The 21,881-nt window shown below is 61.1% G+C and carries 19 protein-coding genes; 11 read left to right on the plus strand and 8 right to left on the minus strand.

Translation table 11 applies throughout. The features are described 5' to 3' along the window. The 7 genes from xdhA to AC2A1F_RS13870 all read left to right on the plus strand — a co-directional run bounded on the left by xdhA (position 1) and on the right by AC2A1F_RS13870 (position 7,928). On the plus strand, positions 1 to 1,416 hold the full coding sequence (gene xdhA / locus AC2A1F_RS13840) for a xanthine dehydrogenase small subunit (RefSeq protein WP_484209350.1): 1,416 nt from the start codon (positions 1 to 3) through the stop codon (positions 1,414 to 1,416). Then, positions 1,416 to 3,734 (plus strand): xanthine dehydrogenase molybdopterin binding subunit, encoded by a 2,319-nt coding sequence (gene xdhB / locus AC2A1F_RS13845; RefSeq protein ID WP_484209351.1) that lies wholly within the window; start codon positions 1,416 to 1,418, stop codon positions 3,732 to 3,734. The genes xdhA and xdhB overlap by 1 nt, the downstream gene beginning before the upstream one ends. Further along, complete coding sequence (gene xdhC, locus AC2A1F_RS13850) at positions 3,734 to 4,672, plus strand: xanthine dehydrogenase accessory protein XdhC (protein ID WP_484209352.1); 939 nt, start codon at positions 3,734 to 3,736, stop codon at positions 4,670 to 4,672. The genes xdhB and xdhC overlap by 1 nt, the downstream gene beginning before the upstream one ends. Beyond that, positions 4,669 to 5,970 (plus strand): guanine deaminase, encoded by a 1,302-nt coding sequence (gene guaD, locus AC2A1F_RS13855; protein ID WP_484209353.1) that lies wholly within the window; start codon positions 4,669 to 4,671, stop codon positions 5,968 to 5,970. Before xdhC ends, guaD begins: the two co-directional genes overlap by 4 nt. Then, complete coding sequence (locus AC2A1F_RS13860) at positions 5,967 to 6,980, plus strand: adenosine deaminase (protein ID WP_484209354.1); 1,014 nt, start codon at positions 5,967 to 5,969, stop codon at positions 6,978 to 6,980. The genes guaD and AC2A1F_RS13860 overlap by 4 nt, the downstream gene beginning before the upstream one ends. Positions 6,981 to 7,045: 65 nt before the next feature. Next, entirely contained in the window at positions 7,046 to 7,255 is a 210-nt protein-coding gene (locus AC2A1F_RS13865; protein ID WP_484209355.1) for a hypothetical protein, read from the plus strand. Between the two features lie 46 nt (positions 7,256 to 7,301). After that, positions 7,302 to 7,928: a hemerythrin domain-containing protein gene (locus AC2A1F_RS13870; protein WP_484209356.1), complete on the plus strand. Its 627-nt coding sequence runs from the start codon at positions 7,302 to 7,304 to the stop codon at positions 7,926 to 7,928. 51 nt (positions 7,929 to 7,979) lie between these two features. Here AC2A1F_RS13870 and AC2A1F_RS13875 read toward each other — a convergent pair whose 3' ends face one another. The 3 genes from AC2A1F_RS13875 to AC2A1F_RS13885 form a co-directional block, all read right to left on the minus strand. Continuing rightward, positions 7,980 to 9,518, minus strand: a complete 1,539-nt coding sequence (locus tag AC2A1F_RS13875) for a PepSY domain-containing protein (RefSeq protein ID WP_484209357.1) — start codon at positions 9,516 to 9,518, stop codon at positions 7,980 to 7,982. 12 nt (positions 9,519 to 9,530) lie between these two features. Next, positions 9,531 to 11,657 (minus strand): TonB-dependent receptor family protein, encoded by a 2,127-nt coding sequence (locus AC2A1F_RS13880; RefSeq protein ID WP_484209358.1) that lies wholly within the window; start codon positions 11,655 to 11,657, stop codon positions 9,531 to 9,533. A gap of 104 nt (positions 11,658 to 11,761) precedes the next feature. After that, positions 11,762 to 12,166, minus strand: a complete 405-nt coding sequence (locus AC2A1F_RS13885) for a hypothetical protein (protein ID WP_484209359.1) — start codon at positions 12,164 to 12,166, stop codon at positions 11,762 to 11,764. Positions 12,167 to 12,435: 269 nt separating this feature from the next. Between AC2A1F_RS13885 and AC2A1F_RS13890 the strand changes: the two genes are divergently transcribed. Further along, positions 12,436 to 13,251, plus strand: a complete 816-nt coding sequence (locus AC2A1F_RS13890; protein WP_484209360.1) for a ferredoxin--NADP reductase — start codon at positions 12,436 to 12,438, stop codon at positions 13,249 to 13,251. On the opposite strand, the gene AC2A1F_RS13895 is transcribed toward AC2A1F_RS13890, so the two are convergent. The 5 genes from AC2A1F_RS13895 to AC2A1F_RS13915 form a co-directional block, all read right to left on the minus strand. Beyond that, positions 13,248 to 14,357 carry an alpha-hydroxy acid oxidase gene (locus AC2A1F_RS13895; protein ID WP_484209361.1) on the minus strand — a complete coding sequence of 370 codons (1,110 nt, stop codon included), beginning with the start codon at positions 14,355 to 14,357 and terminating at the stop codon, positions 13,248 to 13,250. The genes AC2A1F_RS13890 and AC2A1F_RS13895 overlap by 4 nt on opposite strands. Continuing rightward, positions 14,354 to 15,247, minus strand: a complete 894-nt coding sequence (locus AC2A1F_RS13900; RefSeq protein ID WP_484209599.1) for an FAD:protein FMN transferase — start codon at positions 15,245 to 15,247, stop codon at positions 14,354 to 14,356. Before AC2A1F_RS13900 ends, AC2A1F_RS13895 begins: the two co-directional genes overlap by 4 nt. A gap of 89 nt (positions 15,248 to 15,336) precedes the next feature. Beyond that, positions 15,337 to 16,272 (minus strand): DUF4198 domain-containing protein, encoded by a 936-nt coding sequence (locus AC2A1F_RS13905; protein WP_484209362.1) that lies wholly within the window; start codon positions 16,270 to 16,272, stop codon positions 15,337 to 15,339. 36 nt (positions 16,273 to 16,308) lie between these two features. Continuing rightward, positions 16,309 to 16,785, minus strand: a complete 477-nt coding sequence (locus AC2A1F_RS13910; protein WP_484209363.1) for a DUF2271 domain-containing protein — start codon at positions 16,783 to 16,785, stop codon at positions 16,309 to 16,311. 23 nt (positions 16,786 to 16,808) lie between these two features. Beyond that, the gene (locus AC2A1F_RS13915; protein WP_484209600.1) at positions 16,809 to 17,549 is read right to left on the minus strand and encodes a PepSY-associated TM helix domain-containing protein; all 741 of its coding nucleotides are present in this window, start codon (positions 17,547 to 17,549) and stop codon (positions 16,809 to 16,811) included. Positions 17,550 to 17,827: 278 nt separating this feature from the next. Between AC2A1F_RS13915 and AC2A1F_RS13920 the strand changes: the two genes are divergently transcribed. The 3 genes from AC2A1F_RS13920 (at position 17,828) to AC2A1F_RS13930 (ending at position 21,765) form a co-directional block, all read left to right on the plus strand. Beyond that, positions 17,828 to 20,197: a TonB-dependent receptor gene (locus tag AC2A1F_RS13920; protein ID WP_484209364.1), complete on the plus strand. Its 2,370-nt coding sequence runs from the start codon at positions 17,828 to 17,830 to the stop codon at positions 20,195 to 20,197. A 77-nt stretch (positions 20,198 to 20,274) separates the two neighbouring features. Continuing rightward, a complete protein-coding gene (locus AC2A1F_RS13925) occupies positions 20,275 to 21,069 on the plus strand; it encodes an energy transducer TonB (RefSeq protein WP_484209365.1) in 795 nt (264 codons plus the stop codon). A 9-nt stretch (positions 21,070 to 21,078) separates the two neighbouring features. Next, positions 21,079 to 21,765, plus strand: coding sequence for a Fe2+-dependent dioxygenase (locus AC2A1F_RS13930; RefSeq protein WP_484209366.1), 687 nt, complete (start codon positions 21,079 to 21,081; stop codon positions 21,763 to 21,765). Positions 21,766 to 21,881 lie beyond the last annotated feature (116 nt).

Consider the following 21,881-nt stretch of genomic DNA (forward strand, 5'->3'; position numbering starts at 1 on the left):
ATGAGCGTGAAGTTTCTGCTGGATGGTGATGTGGTGGAGATTACGCCTTGCGATCCAACGGGCACATTGCTGGAATATCTGCGCGGACCATTGCGCCGCATCGGCACCAAGGAGGGCTGCGCCGAGGGCGATTGCGGGGCCTGCACGGTGCTGGTGGGAGAACTTTCTGGCGATCAGGTGCAATGGCGTGCGGTCAATGCCTGTATCGCTTTTCTGCCGATGTTGCACGGTAAAGCTTTGATGACAGTGGAGAGTCTTGCTCGTGGAGGAGCGCTCAATCCGCTGCAGGCCTGCATGGCGGCCAATGGCAGTTCGCAGTGCGGGTTTTGCACGCCGGGGTTCGTGATGTCGCTCCACGGCCGGGCGATTGGTGCGCTGGGGAGCGAGTTGCCGGTGGCCGATGTAATTGCGGGCAACTTGTGCCGCTGCACCGGCTATGGCCCGATCCTGGAGGCCGGAGAGACCGTATCGAGGTTGGTGCAAGACGATAGTGGACTGGCGCAGGCTTTGGCCGGATTGGGCGATGATGCCAGCGGGACTTTTGAGGGGAGGCAATGGTTTGCGCCGCGTTCCTCACAAGAGCTTGCCGATATTCTGGCAGCGCATCCTGATGCGCGGATCGTGGCGGGCGCAACCGATGTCGGTCTGTGGGTGACCAAGGGCTTGCGCGATTTGCAGACCGTGGTGTTCATCGGCGATGTGGCCGATTTGAAAGGCATCGAGGAGACGGGCGCGGGCCTGAGGATTGGGGCGGGGGTGCGCTATGCGCAAGCCCATGCGGCCATGGTGCGGCTGCATCCAGATCTGGGTGAGCTGGTGCGGCGCATCGGGGGCCTGCAAGTGCGCAGCTCGGCCACGGTCTGTGGTAATATCGCCAATGGATCACCGATTGGAGACGGCCCGCCCGCGCTGATCGCAATGGGGGCGGAATTAACGCTGCGGTCTGCGGCGGGGCGGCGGACGATGCCGTTGGAGGACTATTTCCTCGATTACGGCAAGCAGGACCGCCAGCCCGGCGAGTTTGTGGAGAGCGTGTTTGTGCCGCGTCCCGCAGCTGGAACAGTGGTGCACATTTCCAAGCTTTCGCGGCGGTTTGACAGCGATATTTCAGCGGTGCTGGGAGCCTTTGCGCTGACGGTTGAGGGCGGGATGATCACGGCGGCGCGCGTGGCCTTTGGCGGCATGGCGGCAACGCCCCGGCGCGCACAGGGGTGTGAAGCGGCGCTGGTTGGGCATCCGTTCGCCGAGGTTACTATAGCTGCTGCGGCAGAGGCCTTGCGCGGGGACTTTCAGCCTTTGACCGATGTGCGCGGGACGTCTGCCTATCGCATTGAGGCGGCTTCTGCGCTGCTGTGGCGGCTGTGGCATCGCGAGCAGGGCGCGGGCGTTTGCGTGCTTGATGTGGAGGCGTGCTGATGGCTGACGCCGATCCGCTCTGGCCGGTGGAGGCCAAGCCATCAAACCCGCATGACAGCGCGCATCTGCACGTGGCCGGGCAGGCGCGCTATGTGGATGATGAGCCGGAACCAGTGGGCATGCTGCACCTGGCGTTCGGACTTTCTACCGAGGCGCGCGCGCGGATTGTGGGCATGGACCTTGCGGCGGTGCGGGCGTTTCCGGGCGTTGTGGCAGTCTATACCGCAGCCGACATTCCGGGCGAAAACAACGTCGGGCCGATTGCGCACGATGATCGCGTGTTGGCCGATGGCGAGGTGGTCAGCCATGGGCAGCCGGTGTTTCTGGTGGCGGCAGAAACACGCATGGCCGCGCGCAAGGCGGCGCGGCTGGGGCGGATCGATTATGAACCGCTGGAAGCTGCAATCACGGTGGAGCAGGCGCGGGCGGCGGGTATGCGGATCGAGGCGGATCAGCGCATGGCGCAGGGGGATGCCGATGCTGCGCTGGATGCTGCGCCGCACCGGTTGGCAGGGTCCTTGAAGATTGGGGCGCAGGATCACTTCTATCTTGAAGGGCAAATTGCCCATGCGCGGGCGGGGGAGGATGGGCAGATTCATGTCGTTTCGTCCAGCCAGCACCCCAGCGAAGTGCAGCATCTGGTGGCGCTGCTGCTGAACAAGACCAGCGCCGATGTGACCGTGGAAGTGCGCCGCATGGGCGGGGCATTCGGCGGCAAGGAAAGTCAGGCCGCTCTGTTTGCCGCTGCCGCCGCTTTGGTGGCGCATCATACCGGGCGGCCCGCCAAGTTCCGGTGCGACCGCGATGACGACATGATCACGACTGGCAAGCGCCATGATTTCGTGGTCGATTACGAAGCGGGGCACGATGTTGATGGGCTGCTGACGGCGGTGCGCTTGCGCTTTGGCGGGCGCTGCGGGGCGACGATGGACCTGTCGCCGGGCATCAATGACCGTACGATGTTCCATGCCGACAACTGCTATTTCCTGCCCGATGTGGAGATCGTTTCGGAGCGGTTGAAGACCAATACCGTCTCAGCCACCGCCTTCCGCGGTTTTGGCGGGCCGCAGGGGATGCTGGCGATTGAGCGGGTGTGCGATCATGTAGCGGCGCGGCTGGGGCTCGATCCGTTGGAAGTGCGGGCATGCAATCTTTATCGGCCGGGGCGCGATGTGACGCCTTATGGCATGAGGCTGGAAGACAACATCGCCCCGCAACTGATTGAGCGGCTTCGGGAAACGTCGCGCTACGATGCCCGGCGCGAGGCCATAGCGGCGTTCAATGCGGGCAGTCCGGTGCTGAAAAAGGGCATTGCGCTGACGCCGGTGAAGTTCGGGATCAGCTTTACCACCACGCACCTCAACCAGGCGGGCGCGTTGGTGCATGTCTATGCCGATGGCTCGATCCAGGTGAACCATGGCGGGACCGAGATGGGGCAGGGGCTTTACATCAAGGTAGCGCAGATCGTTGCGGACGTGTTTGCGGTGCCGGTCGGGCAGGTGCGGATCACCGCGACTCGGACCGACAAGGTGCCCAATACCTCGGCCACGGCGGCGTCATCGGGGGCGGATCTTAACGGCATGGCGGCGCACCGTGCGGCCATGGCGATCCGCGAGCGGATGGCGGCGTTCTTGGCGCGGGCTTTTGGTGGGGATGTGCAGTTTACCGCAGATGGGGTGATTGCGGGCGACACGCGTCTGAGCTTTGCCGATGCTGCGCGCAAGGCGTGGCTGGGGCGGATTTCGCTGTCATCAACGGGGTTCTATGCGACGCCCGAGATTGAATATGACCGTTCGCGTCACAAGGGCCGCCCATTTTATTACTTCGCTTATGGCGCGGCGGTTTCGGAAGTGGTGATCGACACATTGACCGGTGAGCACAAGGTGCTGGCGGTAGACATTCTGCATGACGTGGGCCGCTCGCTGAACCCGGCGATTGACCGGGGGCAGATCGAGGGCGGGTTTGTGCAGGGGCAGGGCTGGCTGACCACCGAAGTGGTGGAGTGGGACACCAAGGGACGGCTGCTCAACCATTCGCCCGCAACCTACAAGGTGCCTACTGCATCGGACCGGCCCAAGCGGCTGCGCATCGATCTGTGGGATGGGGAGAACGCCAAGCCGACGATCCACCGCTCCAAGGCGGTGGGAGAGCCTCCGCTGATGCTGGCCAATTCAGTTTTCTGCGCGATCAGTGCAGCGATTGCTGCGACCAACCCAGAGTGGCGCGAACTTCCTCCGCTCGATGCCCCAGCCACGCCTGAGGCAGTGCTGCGCGCGATTGCGGCGCACAGGGCAAACGAGCATGGGGGAGGGGCGTGATGGAGTGGATCGAACAGTTGCGCACGCTGCCACGGCAGGGCCCTGTGGCGATGATCAGCGTGCTGGCCACCGAGGGCTCTGCCCCGCGCGGGGCGGGCACGCGGATGCTGGTGACCGCGCAGGGTGAACACGGCACCATCGGCGGCGGCGCGCTCGAATTTCGGGCAATTGAGCAGGCTAGGGCAATGCTGGACCATCCGGCGGGCACGTGGCGGGTGCAGGACTATCCATTGGGGCCGCTGCTGGGCCAGTGCTGCGGCGGGCGCGTGCGACTGCTGATCGAACATGTCGATCCTGCTGCGCTCGGCTGGCTGGGGGATGCAGGTGAAGGGCGGGTGCTCGTTAGCCACCTGAAGCCCGGCACCATTGAGCGGCGGGTTGGCGATGGGCCGGCCATGCCGATTTCCGCGCGCGGGGACCGTCCGCAAGCGGGATCCAGCCTTGCCGAAGCGATCGGTATCTGGCGCCGTCCACTCTATCTGTTTGGCGCGGGCCATGTGGGGCAGGCGATTGCGCGCCATGTCGGTGGTTTGCCGCTGCGGCTGGCGTGGTTCGATACGCGCCCGGCATTCGAAACCATCGATGGCGTGGCGGTGGTGCCCGAAAGCGCGATTGCGCAATGTGTGGCTGACGCGCCGGATGATGCAGCGATGGTGATCATGACGCACGATCACGGGCTGGATTATCGGCTGACCCACGCGGCATTGGCGCGCGCACCGCTGGCCTTTACCGGGTTGATCGGATCAAAGACCAAACGCGTGCGGTTCATGGCGCGGTTGGAGCGTGATGGAATTTCGGCAGCGGCGCGCGGGAGGCTGACTTGCCCGATCGGTCTGCCTGGGGTGACCGGCAAGGAGCCGGATGTGATCGCCGTGGCCGTTTTGGCCCAACTGCTACAATTGCCGCAATTGGCACAGGTGCAGGCTGTGGCGGCATGACCTTGCAGGGTTTTCGTGGGGAAATTCTGAGTCTCGCCCACGATCCAGCCGAAGCGCCCGATGCGCTGCAGCATGATGCTGATGGCCTGCTGGTGGTCGAAGCCGGCCGGATTGTGGCGCGCGGGGCTTTTGCGCAGGTTTCTCCGCGTTTCCCCGGTCTCGAAATCGAAGCTTTGTCGGGGTTAATCGTCCCCGGCTTCATCGATGCACATGTTCATTATCCCCAACTGGACCGGATCGCCAGCCATGGCGAACAACTGCTGGACTGGCTGGAGCGGCACATCTTTCCGGCGGAAAAGGCCTTTGCCGATCCGGCCCATGCCAGCGCCGTGGCAGAGGTGTTTCTGGACGAGTTGCTGCGCCATGGCACGACGAGCGCGCTAGTGTTTGGCACAGTCCACGCAGCATCGGTCGACGCGTTCTTTGCGGCGGCGCAAGCGCGGAACTTGCGCATGGCTTGTGGCAAAGTGTTGATGGATCTGGGGCCAGAGGGGCTGAAGGATACGCCGCAGAGCGGAATGGCCGAAAGCGTTGACCTGATCCGGCGCTGGCATCGACAGGGTCGGCTGACCTATGCGGTGACGCCGCGCTTTGCGCTGACGTCAAGTGATGAGCAGCTGGAAAGCGCGGGCAAGCTGGTGGCCGATCACCCCGGCGTGCTGCTGCACACCCATCTGGCCGAAAACACGCGCGAAATTGCTGAAGTGGCTGCGCGTTTCCCGATGGCTGCAGATTACCTCGACGTTTATGACCGCTTCGGGCTGGTGACCGACCATTCGGTCTTTGCCCATGGTGTGCATCTGCCAGACCGGTCTTGCGCAAGATTGGCGAAGAGCGGCGCAGGGGTGGCCGTTTGCCCGAGTTCGAACTTGTTCCTTGGCTCTGGCATGTTCGACTTTGCGCAAGCCGAACGGCTTGGCGTACGGCTCGGCCTTGGGTCAGATATCGGCGCGGGAACGTCGCTGTCGCTGCTGCACAACGCGGGGATTGCCTATCAGGCGGGGCTGTTCAAGGGCTACCGGCTGGACCCGTTTCGCGCGCTGTGGCTGGCAACCGGCGGTTCGGCGCGGTTGCTGCATATCGATGGGGATGTGGGCATGCTGGCCGAAGGGCAGGAGGCCGACTTCGTGGTGCTGGACGACAAGGCAACGCCGCTTCTCGGCCGCCGTACCGCCGGGGCGACATTGGCCGAGCGCTTGTTTGCGTTGCAGGTGCTGGGCGATGACCGCGCGGTGCGCCGAACATACGTATTGGGACGCTGTGCTTGGGACCGGGATGGAGTAAGGCAATCGGCATGACCGATCTCGACAGCTTTATCGTCCGCCTGCCCAAGGCCGAACTCCACCTGCACATTGAAGGCAGCCTTGAGCCGGAACTGATGTTCGCGCTGGCCGAACGCAATGGCATCGCGATCCCCTATGTCAGTGTGGATGAAGTGCGTGCGGCCTATGCCTTTTCCAATCTTCAGGACTTCCTCGACATATATTACGCTGGGGCAGGCGTGCTGGTGACCGAGGCGGATTTCCATGATCTGGCGATGGCCTATTTTGACCGGGCGGCGGCTGATGGCGTGGTGCATGCCGAGATCATGTTCGATCCGCAGACCCACATGGACCGAGGCATTGCCTTTGACACGGTGATCCGAGGACTGCTGACCGCCATGGCCGGGGCCGAAACCAAGCATGGCATGACCAGCGCGCTGATCATGAGTTTCCTTCGGCATCTGTCCGAAGAAGCGGCATTTGAAACGCTGGCTATGGCTGAACCGTGGTTGGACAAAATTGCGGCAGTTGGTCTGGATTCAAGCGAAGTTGGCCATCCGCCGGCAAAGTTTCAGCGTGTTTTCGCCGCAGCGCGTAAAAAGGGGCTGAAACTGGTGGCCCACGCGGGCGAGGAAGGCCCGCCGGAATATGTTTATGAAGCGCTGGACCTGCTGCATGTGGACCGGATTGATCATGGCAACCGGGCACTGGAAAACGCTGCGTTAGTGCAGCGACTGGCGCACGAGGGGATGACGCTGACGGTGTGCCCGCTGTCGAACCTGAAGCTGTGCGTGGTGGGCGATCTGGTGGACCATCCAATTGACCGGATGCTGGCCGAGGGTTTGAAACCGACGATCAACTCCGATGATCCGGCCTACTTTGGGGGCTACGTTGCTGACAATTACCGAGCGGTGGCAGCGGCGCGCGGACTTTCGCGTGATGATCTGGCCAATTTGGTGCGCAACAGCTTTACCGGATCGTTCTTGCCGCACGACGCCGTGGTGCGTCACCTTGGGGCGATTGACGCATTCATGAGCGAGGCATAGCTCTTTCATCGGGCCGGGAACCATGTCTTCGGGCGCGGGTTCAAGGCCGTGAAAGAGGAGTTCACATGCTGGGCAAGATTGTAACTGCAATGATTGGCAAGAAGATTGCCAAGCACACCCCCGGAATGAGCGAAAGCGGCGGCGCAATGGCTGGCGTGGTCGCCGCGACAGTCGTGCCTATGGTACTGCGGCGCATGGGACCTGGTGGAATGATTGCCGCCGCTGCGGGCGGCTGGCTTGTATCGCGCGCGATGAAGAAGAAGCAGGGCCGGTAAGCAGGTCCGTCGCTCCAATCTGTATATTTCGTCGGGAAGCCATTCGATGCCAGCAAAAAAAGCAAAGCCCGCCAGGAAAGAGCAGGAAACCCCTGCGCAAGCCAAGGCAAAGGGCGTCGCAAAGGCCAAAGCGATTGCGCCGGATGTACCGGCACGCATTGGCCAGACGCCCGAGACGGACTTGCGCGGACTCCCAGATGTGTTTGGCAGGTTGATCGAAGATCATGACCGTCACCGCGCTTTGCTGGCCATGATCGAAGCGACTGACGGCAAGTCCAAGGATCGTGTGGCGCTGTTCGAGGAACTGGTGCTCGAATTGAAATCGCATGCGGCGGCCGAAGAACAGGCCTTGTGGTCCACCATATTGCGCAACCCGGAAACAACCGAGGATGCGCGGCATGCTGTGGCTGAGCACAAGACCATCGACAAGATGCTGGATGACCTGACCGCACGCGATATGGGCACGAAGAAGTGGATGGAGCGCTTTGCCGATCTCCAGCACAAATACCTGCACCATATCCGCGAAGAGGAGACGGAGCAGTTCGTGGCCAGCGTCGAGGTTCTGACCGAGGCTGATCGGCAATACATGCTCAATGTTTTCGAGCGGCGGAAGCGCGAAGAGAAAGCGGCAACGGAATTGAAGCCGAAGCTGAAGATCAAGGACATCGCTTGATCATGCTGTATTGACGGCGGCCCCGCGATTGGGGCCGCCGCTGTTTTTACTTTAGACTTTGCGTTGCTTAGCGCGCTGCTTGCGCCGCCGGATGTCTAACCATAGCCCAATCCCAGCCATCAGCACGATCAGCGCAAGTGTTGCTCCACCGACAATGCCATTGAGCGCGAGCTTGCCCACCGGGAACAGGAAGTTCCATTTGTGGATCAGGCTGAACACCACGCGTTCGGGCTTTTGCCAGTTCTCCACCCGATCTGCGAGCACGCCGGTAGCTGGATCGACGAACAGGCTGGCATCGACCGGCTCGCCGAAATCCACTTTCCACACCGGCAGGCGCTTGTTGCGGAAATCGTAGTCCGTGCCAAAGCGGGTGACCAGTGTGGCGCCGGTAACGGGAGCGTCGGCCCCGGCCAATCGCTTTGCAATGGTCAGCGCCAGTTCACGGTCGGCCAATGGTAGTGGCTTGCCCGTGACGACATCGACATAGAGCGCAGCGCCGCCCGGTTGCAGGCCATCGAAACGTGCCTTGCGGATGGCGTTGGCAGACGTGGGCATTTTATGCGCATGATGATCATGTTCGCCGCCCGAGGCCATTGGGGCAGCAGCAAGATCGAGGCGATAGAGCGGCTGGCCTTGCGGGCCTTCGACCAGCGACAATCCGCGCACCTGCCTGCCTTGCGCCAGCTTGGCCCAGTCCTGACCCACCGGATAGCGCCCTGCCGACAAGTCCAGAGGGCGGGCCATGCGCAACTGGCTCACGGGCGGTTCGAGCGAGAATTGCACAAGGTGGTAGATTCCGCTGAGCGAGAACATCAACAACGGGAGCGCAAGGACATAGCCCGACATGCGGTGCCACCCGCGCGCACCGGGAAGACGTTTGGCGCGGCGGATTGCCACCAGCATCATGATGCCGGTGATCGCCAGCGCGGCGAGGCTGGAAACCATGAGGCCTACGACGGCCACGCGCAGCCATTCGGCAGATTGCGGGAACCAGTCCCATGTGTGGAGCCAGCGGAATACGCGCTGCTGTGCGGCCTTGGCGTGGGTACTCACCGCAGCAAGGCTGCCGGTTTCGGTGTGGATATAGGCGACAAGGCCTTCGTCACCTGCAAACCGCACTTTCCAGACTGGAAGCTGCCGATTGACCCAAGGATAATCGTCATCGAACGCGGTTTGCAGATTGATTGAGGTAACTGCGCGCTTTTCAGCCAGCCAGTGCCGGGCCAGGTACTCAGCCTGCAACTGGTCCTGTCCCGCTATTTCGGCCCCGCTGGCTGGATTAAAATAGCGTCGCTCGCCCAGTGGATCGGTTGTCACCTGATACAGCGTGCCGTGAGCCGAGGGCACGGTGCGCACGGCGACCGGGCGGGTGATGCCGGCGGCGGCAAGTGTTTGCGCCACCGGCTTCGATCCCGCCAGATCGACGGGTTGGGTAGGCGGCATGAACACCGCCTGCTGTGGCCCAAACAGCGAAAGCCACACGTGGGTGAGGCCGGAGAGGCCCCAGATCAGCAGCGAAATCCCGCCGATCAGGGCCAACCACTGGTGCTTTGAAAACGACCAGCGGCCCATTTTTGCTTTGGTAGTCATACCGCCCGCCCCTTAGAGACCGAAGCTCAGGCCGCCATAAATGGCGCGGCCCTGACCCGGAGTGTAGATCGCCGCACGTTCGCGCGACTGGTTTGTGACGGTGGAGACGTTGGAAATGTGGCGTACGTCGAACAGGTTTTCGACCGAGGCGAACAGCTTCAGGCCCTTCATCAGATAGACCCCGGCAGTCAGCCCGACCCATTCGTAGCCATCGGGGCGTTCGGTATTGGCATAGTCCGCCCATGGCCCCTGCGGCACCCAGCGCACATTGGCCGAGAGGTAGAAGCTGTCCTTGCGATCAAATCGCGCTTCGGCATTGAGCAAGTGGCGGGGGACACCTGCCAGCGTGTTGTTGCCGAACAAGGCGTCCTTATCGAAGCGGAAGTCGTTAAGCGTGTAGGCTAGGCTCAGGCGCAGCTGTTCTCCGCGAGCCTGCAACGCTTCCTTGGCGATGAACAGATCGAGACCTGCCTCGATCCCCTGATGGATCGTGCGGTTGGCGTTTACGGTTACCGTCGTTGCGCCGTTGTTGATCGCATTATCGATGAATTCGTTTTCGATCTCGGCGCGATAGACGGCAATGTCCCAGGAAAGCGCGCCTTGCTGACCGCGCGTGCCGATCTCGAAGGTCGTCGCACGCTGGGGATCGAGCGGCGCGAAAGGCGTGGCTCCGCCTGATGTGAGGTCGGCAAGGCTGGGCGGTTCGAAGCTGCGGCTCACGTTGCCAAAGACCTGCGCGCTTTCCCCGACCTTGGCGATCAGGCCGAAGCGCGGATTGAACTGGTCGTATTCGCCGCGTCCGCTGACCGTTACGAGTTGCCCGGTCACATCGCGCACCACGCGCGAATACTGGCCGCTGCCGATGGCATTCAGCCAGCCGGAGAGCGGCACATCGATTTCGGCAAAGCCCGTGGTGGTGGCAGAATCCTGATCCGACCGCGTGCGCAATGCGCCGCGCGCGCCCGAGACATTGGCGAACGTCTTGGCGTCGTTGGACGAAAAGGCATGCCAGCCGCCAACGGTCCAGCGCGCATCGCCAGCACCAAGCGCGAACTGGCCAGACAGGCGCAACGAGCCGCCAAACTCGTCTTCTGCTTGAGCGATGATCCCGGCAAAGCGGGTGATGGCGTGATCGAGCACGCGGCGGGCGTACCAGCCGCCAACCTCGAGCTTCGTCTGGCCGAAGGAAAATGCCGTCACATTGGACAGGCGCAGCACATCGAGATTGCGGTCCCAGTCATCGGCGACCGGGCCGGGATCGAGCACGGTGACGGCACCGCCCGGTGCGAACGGTCCGACAGTTACCGGGCGGCCTGCCGCGCGCGGGTTGGCCAGCGCGTCGGCAAGGCGCAGCGATCCGGCGAGTTCGAAGTTGTCGCTGAGCCCGGTGAAATAGAACCGGGTCTCGATTTCGGGCGAAAGCTTTATGCCAATGTTGCCATGGCCGTACACGCTCTTGACCGAACTGTGCTCGCGGTAGCCCTGGCTGGTGAGGCCCGTGAGGCCGACGAAGTAATCTACCGTATCGCTCGCGCCCGAGACCGAGAAGTTCCCACGCACGGTTTCAAAGCTGCCGCCCTCGATCCGCGCTGCGTTGGGCGCTTGTGCGGTGCGGCCGGTTGGGCTGACGACGTTGACGGCGCCGCCCAGCGATGCTGCGCCGAATTGCAGGCCGTTTGCGCCCTTGTAGACTTCCAGATAGCGGATCGTGAGCGGGTCGACTTCCTGAAACTCGGTGCTGCCACTGGCCCGGCTGATCGGCACGCCATCGCGCAACACGGTCAGGCCCCGCCGCTCGAACCCTGAATTGAGGCCTGAGCCACGGATCGAGATGCGGCTTTCGCGCTGGGCGCTGTTATCGGCGAAGACACCCGGCGTCAGCGCCAGCGCATCGCCGATGCTTTGCGTGAAGTCGTCAGCGAAGGTGCTGCTATCGACAAAGCCGATGGCACCCGGAATGCGCTCAAGTGCGGCGCGAGCTTCATCGGTGGTGGGGGCCGTGAGCGTGCCGGTGCGCGATGCGGTGACGATGATGACGTCTTGCTGCTGACCGATGCCCTGAGCTTGGGCGGGCACACTGGCAGGCGTGAGTGTGGTGACGCTGGCCATCATGGCCGCGCGAAAGGCGTAGTTCGACATGGATTGGGATCCTGAAAACGTGTCAGATCAGGCCGGGAGGCCTTTTAAGGTTGGCTCGGTGGCCGACCGGACGCTTCAGGGAAAGAAAGTGCGCCGTCGGCCTGTCAGGCCAGCGCAGGCGGTCCGCGCAAAGGCGGACGCAGATGCGACAGCCGCCGGGGCTGGGGCACGCTGACTGGCGCAAAGCCCAGCGCCAGAATGAACAGAAGGGCAAGCGCAAGCTGGATCGGGTCCATGCCCGGCAATGCGGCCATGCCGTGCGAGGCAAACGGACAATCGCCGTTCATGCCCTTGGCTGCGGGTTTGCCGGAGCCAGGTTTCATCGGCACCGCGATCTGCTTTGCCGCGTGATTGCCGAAAGATTCGTCGCAGATCAGCACAGTCAGGGTTTTTGACTGCGCCCCAATCATGAAACCGGTGGGCACCACCGCCTTCATGCACAGCGCCGCCAGCACCAGCATCAGGGCCAGAGCACGATTTTGCCGCAAAAGAGAGCGCAACGAATCCATTCTGCGCGCCGGATAGGGGCAACGTGCGGCCTTGTCACGCCTGTAGGGCGCAGGTCAGCATGCCGGAATGATGCCTCCCAACTGCATTTTGCGGGACGCAAAGGGCAAAAGCGCATGTTTATGCTTGCCGAAAAAATGTGTGTTACTACGAGGGCCGCAACCTGCCAGAGGGCGGCTGGCCGTTGCGCTTTGGGTGTGCGGTTTTGCCTGCCCGGACCTCTGGCCAGGCTTATACATTTCGTTTTCCTCTAGATTTTCGAGTTCTGCCCATGACCGCCGAAACGTCTGAACCGTTTGTCGAACTGGAGCCCACAGGCGCGCTTTCGGTCGAGAAAGTGTGTTCCGTGCGGCATTGGAACGAACATTTGTTCAGCTTCACGATCACCAGGCCTCCTTCGTTCCGCTTCCGTTCGGGCGAGTTTGTGATGCTGGGCTTGCAGGTGAATGGCAAGCCGCTGCTGCGCGCCTATTCGATCGCCAGCCCCGCATGGGCAGAGGAGCTCGATATCCTCTCGATCAAGGTCGAGGACGGCCCGCTGACATCGCGGCTGCAGCATGTGCAGGTGGGGGACCAGATCTATCTGGGCCGCAAGCCGACCGGCACACTGGTGACCGATGCTCTGCTGCCGGGCAAGCGGCTGTTCATGCTGGCCACCGGAACCGGTCTTGCGCCCTTCCTCTCGCTGATCCGCGATCCCGATGTGTATGAGCAGTATGAACAGGTGATCGTGGTGCACTCCGTGCGCCGGGTCAGCGACCTTGCCTTCCGAGAGGAACTGGAAAGCAAGCTGGCCGAAGATCCGCTCGTATCAGAAGAAGCGGCGCGGCAGTTCACGTATGTGCCAACCGTAACGCGCGAGGCGTTTCACACATCCGGGCGGATTGGCGAATTGATCGAAAACGGCCGACTGTTCGATGGTCTTTCAGGTCCGCGTGCGCTGGATCCTGAAACCGACAGAGTGATGATGTGTGGCAGCATGGACATGATCAAGGAGTTTTCGGAAAAGCTACAGAGCATGGGCTTTACCGAAGGGTCGAACGCCAAGCCGGGCGATTTCGTAATCGAGCGGGCTTTCGTCGGCTAGTCCGCGCGTCTGCCAAACAGGCAGCCTTCATCGATCTCGTTTAGCGTTTGGCAGCCTGTCAGGGCCATGGCGAGTTCAAGTTCGGCGCGCAATACGCGCAGTGCATGGGCAACACCCAGCGCGCCTGCCGTGGCCAGTGCATGGAGCACTGGTCTGCCAACAAGAACGGCATCCGCGCCAAGCGCTAGTGCGCGCAGCACATCAGTTCCGCGCCGGACGCCGCCATCCAACAACAGCGGCACCCGTCCGGCCACAGTCTTCGCGATAGCAGGCAGCAGATCGATCGCGGCCGGAACCCCATCCAGCGTGCGCCCGCCGTGATTGGAAACGATCAGGCCATCGATCCCGCAATCCAGCGCGCGCTGGGCATCCTCAGGATCGACAATACCCTTGATCACCAGCGGCAGGCGTGTGAGGCTGCGCAACCACGCCACATCCTGCCAATTGGGCATACTTTCGATCAGCGGTGTGCCGAACAGCAGGGCACCATCGGGGCCGGGTGCCAGGTGGCGCATCCCTTCAAGATTTACGGCGCGAATATGGTGCGGCAGGGCAAAGCTTGCTCTGGCCTCGGCATTGCGGACGCCGTTGACCGGAGAATCCACTGTCAGCACCAAGGCTTGATACCCTGCAGCTTCGGCGCGCCTGACAAGTCGTTCGGTGAATTCCCGGTCTGGCTGAATATAGAGCTGGAACCACAGTGGTCCAGCCGCCGCTGTCGCAATGTCTTCCATCGTGACGCTCGATTGCGTGCTTACCACCATTGCGCTTTCCGTGGCCCCTGCTGCCAGCGCGGTTGCCAGTTCGCCATCTGGGTGGACAAGCCTGTGAAAGGCGGTGGGCGCAATCAGGATGGGGGCGGCGAGGTCTGCTCCCAAAAGGCTTAGCGCGGTGGTTGCCCCCTGCATCGGGCGCAACGTACGGGTGCGCAGCGGAAGGCGCGCAAATGCCGCGGTGTTTTCGCGGAGCGTCCATTCATCGCCTACTCCGCCATTGATATAAGCCCAGGCGCCGGGTTCGATGCGGTCCTGAGCATAGATTTCATAATCGCAGACTGCGGCGATCTGAGGCGGAATGCGCTGCAACGGCGGGAGTAGAGCGCTCAAAGCATGGCCTCAAGCGCAGGGCTGAGCCATTCGTCGCCTTTGCGCAACACAATCCGCACTGCCAGATCATGGCGCTGGGCAAGCGTTTGGGCCTCGCCCAATTCACTTACGCTGAGTGCGGTTGCCCAAGCATCGGCTTCGATGCAGCGCGGATGCAGGACGGTGACAGCCGTCGTATCGTGAATGGCGGGCCGTCCAGTGCGCGGGTTCAGCGTGTGTGCGCCGCGCAGATAATCGCCCGATGTGGCAACAGCCAGTTGGTGCAGCGCGATCCGAAGGCCGGGTAGGCAAAAGTCCGGCGGGTTCTCAACATCCACCCACCATGGATCGCCATCCGGGCGCCTGCCACGCCCAACCAGTTCGCCGCCGATTTCCACCAGTGCATGCCTGATGCCACGATCGGCAAGATAGTCTGCCACGGCATCTGCCGCATACCCTTTGGCAATCCCGGACAAATCAAGCCATGTCCCGCCCGGTTGGCGCAACTGGGCCGTGCTCCAATCAAAAACAAGGCGGGTCCAGCCGGAAAGATGCTGGGCCTGCGCAATGGCGGCGTTCTGAGGTCGTCGATTGGCAGGGCGAGGGCCGAGGCCCCATAGGTCCGTCACCCGTCCGATGGCCGGATCGAACGCGCCTTCACTTTTTCGAGCGATTTCAAGCCCACATTCGATGACTTTCGCAAAATCTTTGGGCAGAGTGATAATCGTTCCGGGTGCAGATCGATTGAACCGAGACAGGTCCGATGCCGCATCCCAATGGCTCATTTGGTCTGACAGCCTGTCCAGAAGCGTCTGTATCCTGCCTTGCAGCGAGTTTGCTTCATGGCTGATGTTATTTGGAATGACGGCCTGAACTTGCCATGTCGTACCCATGGTCCTGCCGGACAACATGCGCACTGGCGCTGCGGGATCGCCACCCCGCAGCGCTGCACCATCTATTTCAACAGGCACCGCAATTCTGAGAAACGGTGTGAATGCATTCAAGGCGCAAGTACTTCCAGTGTGGCGGTGTAGGTCATGCGGCGTTTGGATGCCTTCGGGTTGCTGGGCTTATCGTCGGAATGCGCGGTATTGAGCCAGTAAACACCTGCGCCCGGCCACGTGATCGTCAGCAGGCCCTGTGCGTCTGTTTTCAGTTTCTGGGTCTGATCCGTTTCGCGATAGCGGCGTCCACCGGGGATCACTTCGACGTCGAGCCCTGCAGCGGGCTTGCCATCGATGAGAAAACGAAACTGGCCGGGTTCGTTGGACACGAGATCAGTCGGCATTGTTACAGGCATGAATTCCAGCCCTTTGTTCGCTGGTTTGAACAAAGCGTCATTCGGTTCCCCTGCACTGACGAAGAATTCATTGCGGCCTGTGGTTTCGGTAAGAGCAAGATCGGTTGCGCCGACAGGGATTTCATCGATTGAGGCGATCACATGGCTGGGATCAATCTGTGGTCGGCTTCCGGTTGTTACCTGCTGGGCAGGTGGCGAAGCAGGCGTTGAAGCAGGCGTTGAAGCAGACGGGGTCATGCCGGACGCTGCCTGCTGTGAAGGCGCAGGTCCTCGGCGGCGGCCGATCATCCACGTTTCACCATTCACTTTGAACGTGCCGCCTATGCTATTGTTTTCCATGCCGATTCGCCACGTACCAGTTTTGTCGATCTTCACATCGAATGTCGAGCGGTAGCGTCCGCGTGCAGCATTTTCGATTGTGCCCATCGTGCCGTCAGGCGCCCAGACCTTGACGTTCTCTGCTGGAAGAGCGGCATGGTTTGCCTCGAAGGGGGCGGTTGATGCGCCCATGTCCACGGTCACACTTTGTCCCGTGTCGGACAGCACTGTGGTGGAAGGCAGAAGCCAGGCGTTGTGTGCGCTGGCTGGCGCGGCAAAGCCGACAGTGGCGGCCAGCAAGAGGGACTTGGCAAACATGAATAAGCCTTTCGGTTAAGCGGAGGTGGCAGGGCTTCAGCGTGAGGAAATGACGATGGAGCCCAGTTCGGATTTGCCAGAGGCGCGTCCGCTGGTTGCCGGGATCGTGAGGGGCACAGACACCAGTTCGCGCCCGCCATCTTCGCGCGCGGCTTCTATATGCAGGGTGTAAGCCCCAGCTTTTATGTTCGCCGGAATCGGAATGCGGTAGGCGCCCGGAGCCCGGGTTGCGCCACTTACGCCATTTGCGGGCAGTTTCAGACTGCGGCCTCCCTTGCGCCACCATGTGCGCAAGTCGGCCAGCCACTTGGTGCCGGGCTCGTTGCCGACTTTGTCGATATCGTACCACAGGGCAAGCGTACGCGCCGTGCCGCCGCCCACAGGTTCAATCCACGCAGCCACATAGGGAACATGATATTCCGACACGGCAATGCGCGGGATGGTGACAGTGATCGTGCCGGCGGTGGCTGGAGTGGCGACTGCACTTGCCACAAGGATCAGGCTTCTTTTCATGGGGTTATGTCCGATCAAGGAGGTTAGGCGTGCATAAAGAATAGGATGATGATCAGGGGAACGGCTGTGCCGAGGCCAACCAGCGGCCACGTTGATGGTCGGTTGCGGGCGTGGATTTGCAGCAGCAGCAGACCGGTAAACGTGAACACCACGCAGGCGACTGCCAGCACGTCGATGAACCAGAACCATGCAGCACCGGTGTTCCGCCCTTTGTGCAAATCGTTCAGAAACGAGATCCAGCCACGGCTGGTCTTTTCCGCTTCGATGCGGCCGTTGATGCGATCAATGCTGACCCAAGCATCACGCCCGGGGCCGGGGATGGCGACATAGACTTCGGCGTCTGACCACTCCGCGGCAACCTCTTGTGTCTTGACACCAACAAGGCGATGCACATCGTCTGCCACTCTTTTTGGCAATGGCACTGCTTCCGTTATCGCTGCAATTGCCGGACCTGAAGACAGAGTTTTCAGGGATTCACGCGGCAACTGGGCTTGCGCGGTCTGAATCTCAGGTTCGCCGCCGATCATTGCCGCATGATTGAGCGTCAGGCCTGTGATCGAAAAGACAAACATTGCGCAAAGCGAAACCGCAGCACTGACCCAGTGCCAGGCGTGAAGCTGTTTCAACCAGAATTGCCGCGCTGCCTTTTTTGATTTGCGAGAGCCCTCTGCCGCGCGGTTAGGCGCACAGGTTGGGCCTTCAACGGGCGTTGCTGACCGCGCGGTGGTCTCGCGTCCTGTTTTGACTTTCGCACGCCGCAACACTTCCAAGCAGGCCTCCTGCAATACGGTTCCGATCATCATTTGCAGAGCTATATCCTTATAATGAGAATAATATGCAAGAACGATTGTTGCGGTAATTTGTCGCAAATCTCCTAGTTTCGGGGAAAAATCTTCGATTTTTGGCGGCTACGGGAGGGAGTGGGAACCTGCATGAAGATAAAAAAGCATAGAAAGTTAGAGGCTTGCATTGACAATGCGAGTGAGTCGCAATAGCCGTAAATGCACAGTTTGCAACGTGCTTGTTACATCCGGGGGACCGCATGACACCTACAAAGACTCTTCCACCCTTTCTCGCGCTTGGCTGCGTCGGCGCCATGGCCTTTGCCGGACCTGCGCAGGCGCAGGATGTGCAGGAGGGAACACGCTTGGGCGGCATGACAGTCACGGATACGGCGATCGAGGAGTCGGCTGTGAAGGTGGAGCGGGCTGCATCGCCCAAGTACACCGCACCACTGCTCGACACGCCGCAGACGATCACGGTCATTTCGGCCAAGTCCATCCAGCAGCAGAACCTGCTGACCTTGCGCGATGTGCTCCAGACGGTGCCCGGTATCACGTTCGGTGCGGGCGAGGGGGGCTTTGGTTATGGCGATCGGATAATTCTGCGCGGCCAAGACGCCAAGAATGATGTAACAATCGATGGCGTGCGCAGTGGTTCGTTCCAGAACCGCAATGAAACCTACAATATCGAACAGATCGAGGTCGCCAACGGCGCAAACTCTGTTTTCAATGGCGGCGGTTCAGTTGCGGGGAACATAAACCTCGTCACCAAAAAGCCCTTGGCCGCTGATCAGAGTGTGATCAGCGCGGGCGCTGGCACGGATAACTACTATCGCGCCACGGCAGACATCAATCGCCGCGTATCCGATCTGATCGCAGTGCGCCTGAACGCGGTTTACCATGAAAATGACGTGCCCGGGCGCGACGTCGAGTTCTTCCGTCGCTGGGGCGTTGCGCCCTCAATCAAAATCGGCGTCGATGGCCCCACCAGTCTGACCTTGCAATACGAACACCTTGATGACAAATCCATGCCCCAATACGGGTTGCGATACTACGCGCATCTTGGCGGATTTCTTTCGGACTTTGACCGCAGTGGATATTATGGTTTTGCCAATCTCGACCGGCAGAATTCTGTCACCAATGCGGTGCAGGCAATCTTCGCCCAAGAATTGGGTAAGGGCCTTTCTGTAAGAAACCTGACTCGGTACGAAAAGATCGCTCAGCATACGGTAACAAGCCAGCCTACGGGCACGTTCTGCCTTGCTTCCACAGGCTTGCAGCCCGGCACTTTCGCCGTGCCGTCGGTCGAGGCGGCATGCCCGGCAAATGTGCCCGCTGGCTTCTATCTGCCCACTGGTGGCCGCGGAGTGCAGCGGTTCATCAACAATAGCACGCTCTACGATCAGCTAGATCTGACTGCGACGTTCTCGACAGCTGGAATCGAGCATTCGCTAGTGATCGGCGGCTCGGCGTTATGGGAAGACTTTGATCAGACAAGCGGTAATCTGCCACGCAATGCCGATGGTACCACGCCTGCTTTCCCGCTGGTCAGCATATCCAACCCTGGCGAGGTGGTGCAAGGACCGGCTGGCTTCACGTATGGCAGCAATGCCTACACCGGCCCGGTCAACTTCATCCTTGGCAGCGTGAACCGGGGAACACGTCGGGCGATCTCGGGCTATCTGTTTGATACCGCCAAGTTTGGTGACATGTTCGAAATCAACGGCGGTGTGCGGTATGAAAATGTGCGCGGTTCCAACCGCACGGTTTCCTATGCCACAACAGGCGCCACGCTGGGCGAGGTAAGTGCCACCACCGGCCCGTTCGAGATTAACAATAACCTGTTTTCCTATCGCGTGGGGGCCGTATTCAAACCGACGCCTGACACCAGCCTCTATGTCGCTACCGGGACATCGAAGAATCCCTCGCAAACGGCGGTCGATGGATCATGCGCTGCAGACAATTGCAATCTCGCCCCGGAAACGACCACGAACTATGAAATCGGGGCAAAGGCGGACCTCTTCGGCAAGAAGCTGCTGGTCAACCTTGCATGGTTCCGCAATGACCGGGACAGCATCCGCGTGCCATCGGGTGACCCGACGATCATCGAGCAGCGTCTGGATGGAAAGCAGCGCGTTCAGGGGGTGTCATTCGGCGCTTCGGGCAAGATTACCGAAAACTGGACGATCGTTGCCAACTACATGTACCTTGATGCCAAGATTCTGCAGGGCATTTCGGACCTTGCTTTGGCAGCCGGAACGCTTGATCCCACCGGAGGCACGCAACTGATCAACACGCCCGAGCATTCGGGCAGCCTGTTCACCACCTACCGCTTCGGCTCTGGTCTGGAACTGGGCTACGGCCTCACGTATCAGGGCAAATTCCTGCTGAATTCGCCCACTGCGGCGCAGGTGACGGCTCGCACTTACGTGCCCTATTACGTGCCCAGCTACACCATCCACCGCCTGATGGTTTCCTATCCGGTGACCGACCGCCTGCTGGCACAAGTTAACGTCCAGAACTTCACGAACGAAAAGTACGTAACGACCGTGCGAAACCAGCTTGGTGGAAGCTGGGCCCAACCCGCACCGACACGTTCGGCTGTGCTAAGCCTCAACTATAGCTTCTGACCGGCAGTTCGATGGAACGGCCCGCGTTGCAGTGGCGGTGCGGGCCCCACCTTGATTTCCTGCATTTGGAGTTTGGCATGTTCCTCAGCCAAGAGCTTCTCGCAGCAACAGATTACGGGCCATCGTTCGTGTCAGACCCGGATGAACCCATGCTCATTGCTCCTGCCGCTGCCGCTGTCCCTGTCACTGTCCCTATCATTGCAGCGCAATCGGTGGGCGGGGGGCGCTATGGCGAGGGCAGAAAAACCAGCATCGGCAGCATTGGCCTTGCCGTGGGGGTGCATCTGGCAATCGTCCCGGTCCTGCTGGGCATCGGCTATCATTCGGTTGGCAAAAGGGAGGAGCGGCTTGTCGCCATCAATTTGTCGCCACCGCCAGCACCTCCACCGGCCAAAACGAATGAGCAGCCCAAGCCGAAGCGACTTGAAACGCAGATTAGCCCGCCAAAGACGTCATCGATGTTGCCGGTGAGTCAGCCACTTGTGTTCCTCACTCCAACTGTTGCCCCACCCGGTGCGATCGTACCAGCGCCAGTCCCTCCTGCACCGTCATCTGCGTCTTCTGCGCCTGCGGTGCCTGCTACCGTTTCGTCGGACTCTCTTGGCACCCGCATGGTGGCCGGCAGCCCACCTCGCTACCCCCTCGAAAGCCGTCGTCGCAAGGAACAGGGCACAGTGAAGCTGCTTTTGGTTCTGGGCGTGGATGGCGTGGTCGAGACGATCTCGATAGCCAGCAGCAGCGGTTTTGACCGGCTTGATGCGGCCGCTCTGTCTGCGGTGCGCCGTTGGCGTTGGCAACCGACGCTGCAGGGCGGCGTGCCAGTGAAAGTCAAAGGCGTGGTCGAGATTCCTTTCGTTCTTACAGCAGGCTGACCATCAATCATGTTGCTACCCATTCCTGCTCTCTTGCAACCAGCACAGGTTGCGTCCCTGCGCGCGCTCATCGACGCAGCTCAGTGGGAGGACGGCAACGCCACATCCGGGCACCAGGCACGGCTGGTAAAGCAGAATCTGCAGTTGCCCGAAGACAGCGAGGCTGCGCGCGAGGGCGGGAGAATCGTCTTGGAGGCGCTTTCAGCCAATCCGCTGTTCATCGCCGCTGCCTTGCCCAGCCGCATCACACCGCCGATGTTCAACAGCTATTCGGGCGGGCAGACTTATGGTCTTCACGTGGACAATGCCGTGCGCATTCACGCAGGAACAGATTGGCGCGTGCGGTGCGATCTTTCGATGACGGTGTTTCTGGAAGAGCAGAGCGCCTATGATGGCGGAGAACTGGTGATTGAGACGAACTTTGGCCAGCAGAGCATCAAGCTGGGTTCTGGGAGCGCAGTGCTTTATCCTTCATCGTCATTGCACATGGTGCAGGCAGTTACGCGCGGCAGGCGCATCGCCAGTATCTTATGGGTTCAGTCCATGATCCGCGATGATGCTGCGCGGGCCAATCTTTTCGAACTGGATCAGGCGATCCAGACTTTGGCTACGCAATCGGGCCAAAACGATCCAGCAATCGTTCGGCTGACCGGCGTTTATCACAATCTTCTGCGGCAATGGGCCGAGGTGCAATAGCCTGATTGCAAACCGAGACACCGGTTAAAGCTGGATGATTGAAGATTTCCTCCGAAATGCGGTTGACCCGGCGTGCTCGCATGATTAGACGCGCGCCCTACCGGCAGGGTCGGCGC

This window comes from Novosphingobium sp. HNCC26BN242, assembly GCF_057180525.1.

Bases quoted from the DNA above. Each gene is read 5' to 3' on its own strand.
- AC2A1F_RS13870 (WP_484209356.1), top strand. From the start codon at position 7,302: ATGCCAGCAAAAAAAGCAAAGCCCGCCAGGAAAGAGCAGGAAACCCCT.
- AC2A1F_RS13905 (WP_484209362.1), bottom strand. From the start codon at position 16,272: ATGTTTGCCAAGTCCCTCTTGCTGGCCGCCACTGTCGGCTTTGCCGCG.
- xdhC (WP_484209352.1), top strand. From the start codon at position 3,734: ATGGAGTGGATCGAACAGTTGCGCACGCTGCCACGGCAGGGCCCTGTG.
- AC2A1F_RS13920 (WP_484209364.1), top strand. From the start codon at position 17,828: ATGACACCTACAAAGACTCTTCCACCCTTTCTCGCGCTTGGCTGCGTC.
- AC2A1F_RS13865 (WP_484209355.1), top strand. From the start codon at position 7,046: ATGCTGGGCAAGATTGTAACTGCAATGATTGGCAAGAAGATTGCCAAG.
- AC2A1F_RS13900 (WP_484209599.1), bottom strand. From the start codon at position 15,247: ATGTTGTCCGGCAGGACCATGGGTACGACATGGCAAGTTCAGGCCGTC.
- guaD (WP_484209353.1), top strand. From the start codon at position 4,669: ATGACCTTGCAGGGTTTTCGTGGGGAAATTCTGAGTCTCGCCCACGAT.
- xdhB (WP_484209351.1), top strand. From the start codon at position 1,416: ATGGCTGACGCCGATCCGCTCTGGCCGGTGGAGGCCAAGCCATCAAAC.
- AC2A1F_RS13875 (WP_484209357.1), bottom strand. From the start codon at position 9,518: ATGACTACCAAAGCAAAAATGGGCCGCTGGTCGTTTTCAAAGCACCAG.
- xdhA (WP_484209350.1), top strand. From the start codon at position 1: ATGAGCGTGAAGTTTCTGCTGGATGGTGATGTGGTGGAGATTACGCCT.
- AC2A1F_RS13885 (WP_484209359.1), bottom strand. From the start codon at position 12,166: ATGGATTCGTTGCGCTCTCTTTTGCGGCAAAATCGTGCTCTGGCCCTG.
- AC2A1F_RS13880 (WP_484209358.1), bottom strand. From the start codon at position 11,657: ATGTCGAACTACGCCTTTCGCGCGGCCATGATGGCCAGCGTCACCACA.
- AC2A1F_RS13860 (WP_484209354.1), top strand. From the start codon at position 5,967: ATGACCGATCTCGACAGCTTTATCGTCCGCCTGCCCAAGGCCGAACTC.
- AC2A1F_RS13925 (WP_484209365.1), top strand. From the start codon at position 20,275: ATGTTCCTCAGCCAAGAGCTTCTCGCAGCAACAGATTACGGGCCATCG.
- AC2A1F_RS13930 (WP_484209366.1), top strand. From the start codon at position 21,079: ATGTTGCTACCCATTCCTGCTCTCTTGCAACCAGCACAGGTTGCGTCC.
- AC2A1F_RS13890 (WP_484209360.1), top strand. From the start codon at position 12,436: ATGACCGCCGAAACGTCTGAACCGTTTGTCGAACTGGAGCCCACAGGC.
- AC2A1F_RS13910 (WP_484209363.1), bottom strand. From the start codon at position 16,785: ATGAAAAGAAGCCTGATCCTTGTGGCAAGTGCAGTCGCCACTCCAGCC.